Consider the following 12,912-nt stretch of genomic DNA (forward strand, 5'->3'; position numbering starts at 1 on the left):
CTCAGTACTCCTTGGCGGCGGCAGGCTTGCCGGTCAGCGCAGCGGCCTGAGCATTGGTCAGCGGCGTCGGGCTGATCTGCCACCAGGTTTCCAGACCAACGTCATAGGTCGGTGCCACATCCGGCATGCCGAAACGGTTGGCGAACACCAGTGGCGTGCCCTTGGAGTAGTAGTTGGGAATCATGTAGTAACCCCATTGCAGGACCCGGTCCAGGGACCGTGCGTAGAGCACCATGTCATTGCGCGTATTGGCGCTGACCAGCCCGTCGATCAGCGTGTCCACCGCAGGATTGCGCAGCACCATGGCGTTGGAGCTGCCCACTTCGGTGGCGCTTTGCGAGCCGTACAGGTTGTACAGCTCACGGCCAGGGGAAATGATCGGATTACCGTTTTTCGGCAGGCTGACCACGATCATGTCGTAGTCCCGCGCATTGAGCCGGTTGATGTACTGCGCCGAATCGATGCGCAGGAAATCCAGGGTGATGCCGATCTGCGCCAAGGTGCGTTTGAAGGGCAGAATCAGGCGATCGAAACCGCCCTGACCATCGAGAAAGCTGAACACCATCGGCTCGCCAGCGGCGTTCACCAGCTTGTTGTCCTTCGGGTGCCAGCCCGCTTCAGCGAGTAGCTTGAGGGCCTGCAACTGCTTGTCACGGATGTAACCGCTGCCGTCGGTTTTCGGCGGCTGATACACCGTGGTGAACACCTCGTCCGGCACCTGGCCGCGCAAGGGTTCGAGAATCTTCAGCTCGGCCGGGGTCGGCAGCTCGGTGGCGGCCATGTCGCTTTTCGGGAAATAGCTTTGTTCGCGCACGTAGAAATTGCGCATGACTCGACGATTGATCCAGTCGAAATCCCACAGCAACGACAGCGCCTCGCGCACGCGGCGGTCCTTGAACATGGGTTTGTCCAGATTGAACACAAAGCCCTGCGCGGCGACCGGACGTTGCGGTGCGAGGATGCGCTTTTGCAGGCGCCCGTCGTCAATCGCCGGGCCGCTGTAGCCGACCACGAAGCCTGAAGAGGAGAACTCGCGGTTGTAGTCGAACGTCCCGGCCTGCAGCAACTGGCGGGCGATTTCGGTGTCGCCGTAGTAGTTCACGGTGAGCGTGTCGAAGTTGTACAGGCCACGGCTGACCGACAGGTCCTTGCCCCACCAGTTCTTGACCCGTTCGAAGGTGACGCTGCGCCCGGCGTCAACCTTGGCGACCCGGTACGGCCCGTTGCCCAAAGGCGGCTCGAAACCGCCGCCGTTGGCGAAGTCGCGGGTCTTCCACCAGTGTTCGGGGAGGATGTGCAGGCTGGCGATGTCCAGCGCCAGCATGCGGTTGAGGTTGTTCTTGAAGTCGAAGCGAATCTGCAGCGGCCCTTCGATGGTCACCTCTTTGACGTCGGCGAACATGGGTCGATAACTGAAGCTGGCCTTGGTGGTTATCAGCTCGAAGGTGTAGCGCACGTCTTCGGCGGTGACGGGCTTGCCGTCCTCGAAGCGCGCCTTGGGGTTGAGGAAAAAACGAATCCACAGACCGTCCGGGTCCATCTCCATCTTTTCCGCGATCAGGCCATACACCGTGTACGGCTCATCCAGCGAGCGATAGGCCAGTGGCGAGTACACCCAGCTGTCGACCTCGCGCACATTGATGCCCTGATCGACGTAGGGATTGAGGTAATTGAACTGGCCGATTTCTTCCGCCGACCGGGTCAGCGAACCACCCTTGGGAGCGTTCGGGTTGACGTAATCGAAGTGCTGGAAACCGGCCGGGTATTTCGGTGCCTCGCCATAGACGGTCAAGGCGTGGGTCGGCGTCGCCAGCACAGTCTGCCAGCCACTGCACAGTGCAACACCCAGAAGCAGGCGCCGCAGAAAACGGTTAAGACGCGACATGGTGGGGCTTTCCTCGTACGCACTGAATGACGGAACACTGCGAAAAAGCCCCCGGCCGGGGAAGGCGGATGAAACCTGGGCCGGAGGGGGCGAGCTCGCAATCTGACGTGGCCCACGGAGCGTTATGGGCCACGTCGTCACACTCAGAAGTGGTAAGTCGCGCGGGCGAACAGGGTGCGGCCCAGCGGGTCGGCGTAACGAGGGTCGTAGCCGGACTGGAAGTTGTAGGCCTGGTTGGAGAACGGCGGGTTGCGGTCGAACATGTTGCGCACACCGGCGTCGATATCCAGCACTTTGTCGAAGGTATGACCCACCGACATGTCCCACAGCGCATACGACGCGACCCGCGCATTGGTGGTGCGGTCGTAGTCGTTGTAGCCGCTGGTGAAGCGGTTGGTGATGGAGGCGCGGGTATCGCCCAGTGCCCAGGTACCGGTCAGCACGTGTTTCCAACGCGAAATCACGCCGTCGCCCTGGAAGTCGCCGACCTTGTCGGTGTACGGGCCGTCGATGATGTTCTGGAAGTCATAACGCGTCACATAGGTGCCGGTCATGCCCAGACCGAACTGACCATAAGGCGTGTTCGGGAAGCGATAGTCGAGGGTTACGTCGACACCGCTGGTCTTGACGATGCCCAGGTTGGCGTTGCCGGTGACGATATTGGCGATCGAACCGTCGGCAGCGCGCACGTAGCGGTCGGCGTAGGTGTTGGGGTCATCGAACACGGTCGACTCGGGGAACGCCTGAATCTGGTTGGAGATGTGAATCCACCAGAAATCCAGGCCCATCGACAGGTTGTTGACCGGCTGATAGACGAAGCCCAGCGTCATGTTGCGGGCTTTTTCCGGGGCCAGCTCGGTGTTGCCTCCACCATTGTTGAGGAACTGCTGCTGGCAATCACGACCGGCGTTACCACCCGGCTGGACGACGCCACCGGCACACAGAACCGGGTCGTTGTAATAGCCCTGGGTGAAAGTCGTACTGCGCGGGGCATACAGCTCGTAAAGCGACGGCGCGCGGAAACCTTCGCTGTAGGCACCACGGACAACCAGTTGCTTGAACGGCTGGTAGCGGAACGAGTATTTCGGGTTGGTGGTGCTGCCGAAGTCGCTGTATTTGTCGTGACGGACGGCGGCGGTCAGTTCAAGGCTGTCCAGCACGGGCACGTTCAGTTCGGCGTATTCCGCCTTGACGCTCCTGTCGCCTTCGACGCTACCGGCGGCATCTGCGCCCAGGCTGCTGATGTCGTTGACGTAGGCTTCGTACTGCTGATGCATTTTCTCTTTGCGGTATTCGCCGCCCAACGCCAGACCCGCAGGGCCTGCACCGAACCAGTCACCGATTTCCCGGCTGATGCGCGCATCGAGCCCGGCCACCCGGCCCACAGCACTGGAGTACTGGCCGTGATATTCGTTGGCATCGATCAGTGCCTGACCGGCAGCGGTTTGCGGGCCGAACGGGTTAAGGGTGCCATTGGCCAGGCCGTTGAGCATTGCAGCGTCACTGACATAACCGTTGGTGAGCGATGACAGGACTTTGTTCTGGTTGTAAGAAGCACCTACGTTGTAGTCCCAGCCGCCCACCAGGCCGTCGAAGTTCAGCAGGAAACGCTGGCTGGTGTTCTGGTCGCTGGACCCGCGTGGCCCGGCTGCGGTTTCTCGCCAGGCTGTGCTGATCGGTTGGGTCGGGTCGAGAGTAAAGTCGGTCGGTGCCGGAGTGATGCCGTTGCCGGGATAAAAAGGCGACGATGAGTCCAGAGACAGGCCGGTAAGGGGCGCAGGCCCGATATCGGTATGGTTGTTGTTACGAGCCCAGAAGTATTCGAGGCTGACGTTATGATCGTCTGCCAACTTGCCGGTGGCCTTGCCAAAAAACGAGGTCTTTTCGGTTTGCGGGATCAGGTCGATGTATTCACGGGTGCTGAACCGGCAGATGCCGTTGCTGGCGATCAGGTTAGGGCCGCCGCAGTTTCTGCCCAGCGGGTTCGCAGAGTTGTCACCCTGGAAGTAATTGCCGGGATAGGCCGTACCGGAGGTCTGATTGAGCCCGCGTCCTGGCACGTAATCTCTGGCAAACGAGCGGTCGTTGGCGTCCAGGTTTTGCTGCTTGTTGTAGTTGAATACACCCATGACGTTGAAGCGGTCTTGCTCCAGATCGCCAAAGCCCCAACTGGCGCTCATGTCCTTGGTGGCACCGCCGCCGCTGGCGGTCGGGGTTTCTCCACCCAGGGTCAGGCTGCCGTCGGTCAGGGATTTTTTGGTGATGAAGTTGATCACACCGCCAATGGCGTCAGTCCCGTATAGCGCCGAGGCGCCGTCACGCAATACTTCCACACGGTCGATGGCGGCAAAAGGGATCATGTTCAGGTCGATGGCGCTGCCATTGGGCGTGCCCACACCCGACAGTGCGTTATTGGCCAGACGGCGGCCGTTGAGCAGCACCAGCGTCTTGTTGGCGCCGATGCCGCGCATATCGGCAAACGAGGCACCACCTGTTCCGGCGCCGACCGAGCCTGCGCTGTTGTTGATCGACTGGCTGCCGGTGATGCGCTGGACCATTTCCTGGGTGGTGGTCACGCCCTGTTTCTTCAGGTCGTCGGCGCGCAGGATGGTTATCGGCACGGCGGTTTCGGCATCGACCCGGCGGATTGCCGAACCGGTGACTTCTACACGTTGCAGTTGGGTTGTGGCAGGCACAACCGCTGCACTGGTGGACACGGCCGAGCCGCTGGTGTCCGCATCGACGGCGTCTGCCGCCTGGGCACCGCTCATGCCCATGGCCAATGCACAGAGCAGGGCACGTGGATGACGCCGGACCGCGAGGGCCAGTGGTTTGAGGGTGCAACCGGGAAGATTCATCAGCATGGTTAGTTCCGACTTGATCCAGACATTATTGAAATGGCCTTGTGAGCCCTCTGTTCCCGACGCGGTTGTGCCGAGCGGGAGTTCCACTTCTTCTTTTTCCAGCAAGCCGCTCCCCTCCAGGGGCTTTTCAGCCCACGGACAACCGCATTCACGGGGGTCGGGTCAGACGGCTTCGCGAGGCGAAGCCACCCGGTCAGTCGAGCGTCATTTCGCTGTCATGACGGATATCTTCGTAATGCCGGAGCGTTCGATGGAGGCCATGGCCTTGGCCACCTGGCCATAATTCACGGCGGTATCGGCCTGCAACTGAACGCGGATTTCCGGGTCCTTGGCCTTTTCGTCCTGCAGGCTTTTTTCCAGCAGCTCCGGGGCGATTTCCGATTTGGCGAGGTAGAACTTGCCGTCCTGATCGACGCTGACCACCACCGGGTTTTTCTTCTCGGCGGGGGCGACTGCGTCGGTCTTGGGCAAGTTGACCTTGATCGCGTTGGTCATCAGCGGCGTGGTGACGATGAACACCACCAGCAGCACAAGCATCACGTCGACCAGCGGCGTGACGTTCATTTCGCTGAGTACTTCATCGCTGTCCTGAGTGGAGAAAGACATTAGCTGGCCTCCCGAACGGCATGGCCATTCTTGCTGGCGATGGGCTGGCGCGTGACGGCAAAGGCGCTGCGCTGGGCGAGGGCGTCGAAGTCGTGGGCGAAGTCATCCATGTCGGCCACGGCGAGCTTGAGGCGGCGCAGGAAGAAGTTGTAGATCAACACTGCTGGCACGGCTACGGCGATACCCACACCGGTGGCGACCAGCGCGTGACCGATAGGCCCGGCGACCGCTTCAAGGCTCGCCGAGCCAGTCACACCGATGCTTTGCAGTGCTTCCATGATCCCCCAGACGGTACCGAACAGGCCGATGAAGGGCGCGGTGCTGCCGATACTGGCGAGAATTGCCTGACCACTTTCCAGTGCGCGACGCTCTTTTTGTATCTGCTGGCGCAGGTTGCGCTCCAGACGGTCCGAGCGGTTGATGGTGTGCGCCAGTTGTTGCGTGGTGCGCGGCGACTCATCGACCGCCATGGCTTCGAAGCCACTGTTGGCGATACGCGCCAGCGCGCCGGGGTATTGCGCAGAATGCTCGGCAGCGGTGAGCAGGTCCGGTGCGCTCCAGAAGGCTTTGGTGAATTGTTTGTTCTGGGACTTCTGGCGGACATACTGCGCCGACTTGATCAGCAACAGTGCCCAACTCAATACGGAAAACAGAATCAGTGCCCAGAGTACGGCCGGGACGATCATGGAAGAGAGCGATGCGTTCATGGTTTAAACCTCACCAGCTTTAATAATTGAAGTGTCGGTTGTCAGGTGCCGGATCATTCCGGCAACTTGAAGTCGATGGTCTGCGTCGCGAAGCCTTCTATCGGCGTGTCACCGCGTTTGGCCGGTATGAACTTCCAGTTGCGCACAGCCTCCACGGCCGCTTCGTCCAGTACCGGTTTGCCGCTGGATTTGGTCACCTCGACAGCGCCAGCGCGGCCGTTGGGCAGCACCTTGATGCGCAGAATCACGCGACCTTCCCAACTGCGTCGCAAGGCCAGCCCCGGGTATTCCGGCGGCGGATTGCCCAGACTGGCGAGCCCGGATACCGCAGCGCTTTCCTTGACCGGAGCCGGTGGCGCAGCAGGTGCCGGCGGCGCGGGCGCAGGTGTTGGCGGCGCGGGCGGGCTGGGTGCGGCGGCAGGCGTTGGCGCAGGCGGCGTCGGCTTTTTCACCGGCTCGACTTTCTTGACCGGCTTGGGCTTCTCGACCTTGGGCTTTTCCACCGGCTTGGGCGGCGGCTCGACCGCGTCCGGATCCTCGACCGGTTGTTCCGGTTCGGGGGGAGGCGGTGGAGGCGGCGGCGGAGGTGGTGGCTCGGGCGGCGGCGGTTCCGGGGCAGGTGGCGTAGGGCTGGTCAGTTCAATGGTCATTTCCGGAACTTGTGGTGCAACTTCCGGGACGTCTGGCTGGGCAGTTTGCATGTACCACCAGATCACACCATGAATAAGGACCGACGCAGCAATCAACACCATTACTTGCGGCTTGTTAAGGCCGCCCGGACGCGACGTATTGGCGCTGAAAGGAATACCCTGCCACGCCGTCGAAGTGTCATCGGGCGAGGGAGAGGGGACCGCTTTCATTATTACCGCATCATTCATTAACGCTCCCTCGGGTAGTTAAAGGGCAATAAAAATCCGTTCGAATATTTTTGTGAATATTCGACTGAGGGCGGCTTGCACACTGTTTATATGCAGCGCACCGCGGTGCCTGCGCGCGGCAGGCTTAAACAGGGAAAAGCGGTGTACATCAGGGCGCTGGCATTGCTGATCCTTGCTTCTTATCGTCATGTACGGGGACGTACAGCGATGTTCCTGAATGCTTACATTGCAACCGCTGTGCCAGAAAGCCCTCGCTGGAACCGCTGATGCAGAGCGGGCGTCGCATTCGTATAACTATTTATCGATTCCCGATTTCGTTGACTTCAAAGCGGCAGATATAAATAAGACTTTGAACAAAAAAACAGGCAAACAATGGCCCTCTGCTTGAGCAGACGCGTTCGAAAATCATGACCTGCAAGTCACTTTTTTAAATGCACCAATACTGTGTCACGAGGACCACGTTGGTGCGTTAGTTGATCAGCGCCTCATAAAAACAATACTCCGTGTGGGTACGGCGGTTGTGTGGACAGTTGTGGTTATTGAAATAAAAGCCACCCTTTTAGATGATGGCAAAATGAAAGCACTCAAAATAAAGTGTCGGACACTCTTTATAGGTCGACCGTCTTTTAATTAAAAACAACCACATGTGTACTTAATGACGCGCACAGGCGTGCAAGGCGCTGATTCATCAGAACATTCAAGGCACACGCGAAATGTCTTAAGTCCAGACGTGCAGGGCGGTCGAATAACAGCGCGCAGATCGGGACAAGGTTGAAGCGGCCGTGCCGGCATCGCTTGAGGCGGGTGATGCCCAAGGTGTGAATTGCCAGCGCAACGGTGGTCTGACGCAAGACTGATAGGGCACAGCTAGATTCCTTTCCTGGCGGGCAGCGAGACTTGTGGTCTGCTCCCCTGCACTGTTTGTGGACGCTCTGACGTCCGTGAACTGCACTTTGGTGCGTGTAAGCACCCCATGAATGCAGCGTGCACCATTGGTTTATGGCACGACCGTTCCACTTGAAAGATCTGTGCCAATTTGTGTCTTTTTGTATCTGGAGGGGTACATTTTCATCTGAAGACGAGCTTTTGCGGCTGCAAGGCGCAGTCATAGACCCTGGCGGGTATCAACTCGGCAGAGTGGCGCGGGTGCGCCGGGAGAGAGCCGCCCGGGATTAGGGCGGCCAATAGGCATGGTGAATTACCAGAACGCAGCAGGTGCGCTGAGCGCCTTGCTGAACACCTCGATGGCCCGCTCGACATCTGCCTGCGTGGTATAGCGGCCAAGGCTGACGCGCACGCTGGCCAGGGCCTTGGCGGAGTCCATGCCCAGAGCGAGCAGCACATGCGAGGGCGCATTGCTGGCCGAGTTGCACGCGGACGTCGAGGACAACGCCAGGCTGTGGGATAGCTGCGAGCTGGTGAAGCCACTGCGGGTGATGCACAGGTTCAGGGTGTGCGGGATGCGTTGTTGCGGACAGCCATTGAGCTGCACATCCGGCAGGCTCAACAAGCCTTCGCGCAGGTGGCGACTCAGCTCTTCGATACGGCGGTTTTCAGTTTCGGCCTGGCTGATCGCCAACGCAAAGGCCGTCCCCATGCCGACGATCTGATGGGTGGCCAAGGTACCCGAACGAAAGCCGCCTTCATGTCCGCCGCCGTGGATCTGCGCTTTCAGCAACGAATGCGCGCGTGGGCCCACGTACAGCGCGCCAATGCCCTTGGGGCCGTAGGCCTTGTGTGCAGAGAACGACATCAGGTCGACGGCCAGACTCGCCAGATCGACCTTCACCTTGCCGACGCCCTGCGCAGCGTCCACATGAAACAGCGCACCGTGCTCGCGTACCAGCGCGCCAATGCTGGCGATATCGGTCAGCGTACCCAACTCATTGTTCACCAGCATCAGCGATACCAGCAGCGTGTCTTCGCGCAATGCAGCCTGTACGGCGTGAGGCTGGATCAGGCCCTGAGCGTCCGGTCTCAGCCAAGTGACGGGAAAGCCCTGGCGCTCCAGTGTGCTGACGGTGTCGAGCACGGCCTTGTGTTCCAGCACGCTGGTGATGATGTGACGGCGCTGCGCGCTGGCATCATGGGCGATGCCCTTGATCGCCAGGTTGTTGGACTCGGTTGCGCCGGAGGTCCAGACAATGGAGTCGACAGGCGCACCCACCGCATCGGCCACCTGCGCGCGTGCCTGTTCAACGGCCTGCCGCGCCACCTGCCCATAACCGTGCCCGCTGGATGCCGGATTACCGAAATGACCTTCGCGCCCCATGCAGGCAACCATAGCTTCGATGACCTGTTCATCAACAGGCGTGGTGGCGGCGTAATCCAGATAGAGCGCAGAAGTGGTCATGGGCAATTCGCTTTGTAATCGAGTCAAAATCAAGGGCTGGCATTACCAGACCGACTGCTTGAAAGATTACTGATCTGCAGGCGAAAATTTTTTGATATTTACACGGATACGAGCAGCCAAAGCGAAAAAATATTCGCTTACGCTTGGATTTTTACGATTAAAAATTCTAGGATACTGCTTCAGGCGCAGAATCGCAGCCAGACACCCATCGTTCCTCACGCTCCACGTGGGAATGCAGTTCTGGACGCTCCGCGTCCAATCCGAGGATGCAAGGGGCTGCACCGTTGGGTGACGCAGAGCGTCACGAAATGCATGCCAACGCGGAGCATTGGCACGATAGTCATGCTGCTTCAGGCGCAGAATCGCAGCCAGACACCATCGTTCCTCACGCTCCGCGTGGGAATGCAGTTCTGGACGCTCCGCGTCCAATCCGAGGATGCAAGGGGCTGCACCGTTGGGTGACGCAGAGCGTCACGAAATGCATGCCAACGCGGAGCATTGGCACGATAGTCATGCTGCGTGAGGCGCAGATCGTAGCCAGATACCATCGTTCCTCACGCTCCGCGTGGGAATGCAGTTCTGGACGCTCCGCGTCCAATCCGAGGATGCAAGGGGCTGTACCGTTGGGTGACGCAGAGCGTCACGAAATGCATGCCAACGCGGAGCATTGGCACGATAGTCATGCTGCTTCAGGCGCAGAATCGCAGCCAGACCCCCATCGTTTCTCACGCTCCGCGTGGGAATGCAGTTCTGGACGCTCCGCGTCCAATCCGAGGATGCAAGGGGCTGCACCGTTGGGTGGCGCAGAGCGTCACGACAGGCATTCCCACGCGGAGCGTGAGGAACGATCAGTGTAAAGCGACTAACGCAGGAAACCGCTAGTGGACAAATTCGACCGGGCAATCCTCGACATCCTGCAAACCGACTGCACCCGTTCGGTGGCGGACATCGCCGAGCGTATCGGCCTGGGCAGTACCGCGTGCTGGCGACGTATCCAGAAGCTGGAAGAGGCCGGCATCATCGACCGCCGGGTCGCGCTGCTCAATCCGCAACGGCTGAACGTCTCAGTCAGCGTCTTCGCCGCCATCCGCACCAACCAGCACAACGCCGCCTGGCTCGAACAGTTTCACGCCGCCGTCGGCGAGCTGCCTGAAGTAGTCGAGTGCTACCGCATGGCAGGCGACACCGACTACATGCTGCGCATCGTCGTAGCCGACATCGCAGGGTACGACGCGGTGTACAAACAACTGATCAGCATCCCCGGGATCAGCGACGTAAGCTCCAGCTTCGCCATGGAGCAGATCAAATTCACCACCGGCCTGCCCTTGCAATACGCATCGTTTGGCGGCTGAGCACCGCCACGCTCATCGATTGAATCGAACCCTCAGCCCGATGCCACGTCCACTTTCTTTGGCAAACGAAAAAGGTGGCTGACATGACAACCGATCACATACTCACAAACAGCGTGCCCAAAGAAGACCCCGCCAGCCCGCAACTCGGCCAGTACGACCGTGAAGCAGACCCGGTCCTCGCCATGAATGCGAACAGACCCGGTGTCGGCTCGGAACGCGGCGACGAGGTCAAGAAACGCACGGAAGGCGACGAGGCTTACGAAGATGACGAGCCGGAAGTGTATTCGGATGACCCGGATATCGTCGCGGATGAGGGTGGTGGTGTTTCGCCGGGCTGAGGGAGCACAAATATGGCGCTAAGGTGATGTAACAGCTCAAACGTGTTCATATAAGGGACGTTGAGCTGTTCACAGAGGTTGGGGATGATGAATACGCCGACTCAAGGCCGAGAAGCAATCTCGTCCAGATGATTCAGCAGATCCAGCGGGTCCTCATAAACCCTTAACGCGCCAGCACGCTCAAGCTCGCCTATGTCATAGCCACCCGACAGCAGACCGACGCCGGTTGCCTTGCAGCGACGTGCCGCCAGCATGTCCCAGATCGCGTCCCCTATCACCAGACACTCGTCAATCGGAGCGTTTATCTTCTTTGCAGCCGCCAGAAACAGGTCGGGGTCAGGCTTGCCATAGCTCACGTCATCGCGCGTAACGATGTTGATCTTTTTGATGTCCAGTTTCAGCGCTTTCAGGTTGATCGTCGCCGTATCGATCCCGCCGCTGGTGGCGATGCACCACTTGAGGTTTTCCTTGTCGAGCGTCTCCAGCAACTCGACGGCGCCGGGCAATGCGATGATCTGTCCTTGCAGCCGCTCGTAAGCCTGAGCATGTTTCTCGCTGAGCCGTTCGGCTTGTTCTTCGCTGATGTTCAAGCCGGTTTCACGCGACAGTGATTTCAACATCAGTCCGCCGCTCATGCCGATCTTGCGGTGAATACGCCACATCGCAAGCGGGATTTCTTCTGCGTCCAGTGCTTCTTTCCAGGCGGCAACGTTTTGATAAACGCTGTCGGTCAGCGTGCCGTCCAGGTCGAAGATGAAGGAGGTTTGGGGTCTCATAGGGTTACTCTTTTTGAATGCGGATTGACCATCTGGCGAGGTTCGGGGCGTTGTGGTCGACACCTGTTCGGCGGTGTCGGAATGCGGCGATCATGAATGAAGCGAGGGCTGTACCGGGGCTTCGAATACGGCATTGCCAGATGGAGGGAAAGGGCTGGTTTTTTTTGGTCACACACTTTCGAGTACGTGATGGAATGGCGGTTCGATCTTTCGGGCGGGAGGGCGACCTGGTAGCAGAAAAGCCTGATGGCTTTCCAGTCGGTTTGAAGACTCTCCAGCCGCGTTAACGCTGTACGTAACCCTCCACCAGCGCCTGAACCCGCGCTGCGTCCTCATGGGTAACCGGGTTATAAACAATCATCGACAGATCCGGCCGGCCATCCACTGCGAAACCCGAATACTCCAGCTCAATCAGCCCATGAACCGGATGCCTCAGGCGCTTGGTACCTTCGCCCTGTAAACGCACATCGTTGTCGCGCCACAACGCAGCGAAATCAGCGCTGAGGGTGCAGAGTTCGTCAGCGAGTTCATGGAGTTCCGAGGCGGCTCCGGCACGGGTCGCGTCGGCCCTGAATGCGGCGACTATGAAGCGCGCGACGGCCTGCCAATCGTCCTGCTTTGCACGCGTGCCAGCATTGCAAAACATCAGGCGCAGGATGTTGCGCTGCTCTACGGGCAGCAGGCTGTAGTCAGTAAATACGGCGGCAGCAGCGTTGTTCCAGGCCAGAACATCCCAAGTGGCGGTCTTGATAAAAGCCGGGCTGAACGCGAGCGTATCCAGAATACGCTGCAAGCGTGGCGATACGCCCTCGGGTGCGCTGTAGACCACTTCGGGCAGATGACCAAAAGCGAGCATGAACAAGTGTTGCCGCTCCGGCTCGGTCATCAGGAGACTTTGCGCGATCCGGTCCAGAACCTGAGCCGACGGCGCGCCACCGCGACCTTGTTCCAGCCACGTGTACCACGTTGCGCTGATATTGGCGCGCTGGGCAACTTCTTCTCGACGCAAGCCTGGCGTGCGTCGACGCGTAGTAGAAAGCCCCAGACTCGCGGGGTCCAGACGCGCCCGACAGTCCTTCAAATACGTTCCCAGCGGGTTGGCCATGATGATCCTGTTGGTTTTTATACCCTGATAACGTCACGTCTTTTACGG

Annotated in this window: 10 protein-coding genes and 1 pseudogene; 2 read left to right on the forward strand and 9 right to left on the reverse strand. The window is 59.6% G+C overall.

Features of this window, described 5'->3' with window-relative positions; genetic code table 11:
* Position 1 precedes the first annotated feature (1 nt).
* The 6 genes from LCH65_RS15925 to LCH65_RS15950 all read right to left on the reverse strand — a co-directional run bounded on the left by LCH65_RS15925 (position 2) and on the right by LCH65_RS15950 (position 9,293).
* Complete coding sequence (locus LCH65_RS15925; RefSeq protein WP_122265941.1) at positions 2–1,885, reverse strand: extracellular solute-binding protein; 1,884 nt, start codon at positions 1,883–1,885, stop codon at positions 2–4.
* A 143-nt stretch (positions 1,886–2,028) separates the two neighbouring features.
* Positions 2,029–4,854 (reverse strand): TonB-dependent receptor, encoded by a 2,826-nt coding sequence (locus LCH65_RS15930; protein WP_024661789.1) that lies wholly within the window; start codon positions 4,852–4,854, stop codon positions 2,029–2,031.
* Between the two features lie 99 nt (positions 4,855–4,953).
* Positions 4,954–5,355: a biopolymer transporter ExbD gene (locus LCH65_RS15935; protein ID WP_002555939.1), complete on the reverse strand. Its 402-nt coding sequence runs from the start codon at positions 5,353–5,355 to the stop codon at positions 4,954–4,956.
* Positions 5,355–6,062 (reverse strand): MotA/TolQ/ExbB proton channel family protein, encoded by a 708-nt coding sequence (locus tag LCH65_RS15940; protein WP_002555938.1) that lies wholly within the window; start codon positions 6,060–6,062, stop codon positions 5,355–5,357. The genes LCH65_RS15935 and LCH65_RS15940 overlap by 1 nt, the downstream gene beginning before the upstream one ends.
* Positions 6,063–6,115: 53 nt before the next feature.
* Positions 6,116–6,922 carry an energy transducer TonB gene (locus tag LCH65_RS15945; protein ID WP_003435085.1) on the reverse strand — a complete coding sequence of 269 codons (807 nt, stop codon included), beginning with the start codon at positions 6,920–6,922 and terminating at the stop codon, positions 6,116–6,118.
* Between the two features lie 1,216 nt (positions 6,923–8,138).
* On the reverse strand, positions 8,139–9,293 hold the full coding sequence (locus LCH65_RS15950; RefSeq protein WP_180336217.1) for an aminotransferase class V-fold PLP-dependent enzyme: 1,155 nt from the start codon (positions 9,291–9,293) through the stop codon (positions 8,139–8,141).
* A gap of 881 nt (positions 9,294–10,174) precedes the next feature.
* Between LCH65_RS15950 and LCH65_RS15955 the strand changes: the two genes are divergently transcribed.
* Entirely contained in the window at positions 10,175–10,645 is a 471-nt protein-coding gene (locus tag LCH65_RS15955) for an Lrp/AsnC family transcriptional regulator (RefSeq protein ID WP_002555835.1), read from the forward strand.
* Between the two features lie 83 nt (positions 10,646–10,728).
* Positions 10,729–10,983 (forward strand): hypothetical protein, encoded by a 255-nt coding sequence (locus LCH65_RS15960; RefSeq protein ID WP_003367627.1) that lies wholly within the window; start codon positions 10,729–10,731, stop codon positions 10,981–10,983.
* Here the strand turns inward: LCH65_RS15960 and LCH65_RS15965 are convergent.
* The 3 genes and pseudogenes from LCH65_RS15965 to LCH65_RS15975 all read right to left on the reverse strand — a co-directional run.
* Positions 10,902–11,075 (reverse strand): annotated as a pseudogene (locus LCH65_RS15965) (DUF4411 domain-containing protein); the annotation flags it as partial. The gene LCH65_RS15960 and the pseudogene LCH65_RS15965 sit on opposite strands and share 82 nt — an antisense overlap.
* 9 nt (positions 11,076–11,084) lie before the next feature.
* Positions 11,085–11,759, reverse strand: coding sequence for an HAD family hydrolase (locus LCH65_RS15970; protein ID WP_003435091.1), 675 nt, complete (start codon positions 11,757–11,759; stop codon positions 11,085–11,087).
* A gap of 283 nt (positions 11,760–12,042) precedes the next feature.
* Positions 12,043–12,864: a helix-turn-helix transcriptional regulator gene (locus LCH65_RS15975; protein WP_074809236.1), complete on the reverse strand. Its 822-nt coding sequence runs from the start codon at positions 12,862–12,864 to the stop codon at positions 12,043–12,045.
* Positions 12,865–12,912: the final 48 nt, after the last annotated feature.

The organism is Pseudomonas sp. MWU16-30316 (genome assembly GCF_020515645.1).
Lineage (GTDB): Bacteria > Pseudomonadota > Gammaproteobacteria > Pseudomonadales > Pseudomonadaceae > Aquipseudomonas > Aquipseudomonas cerasi.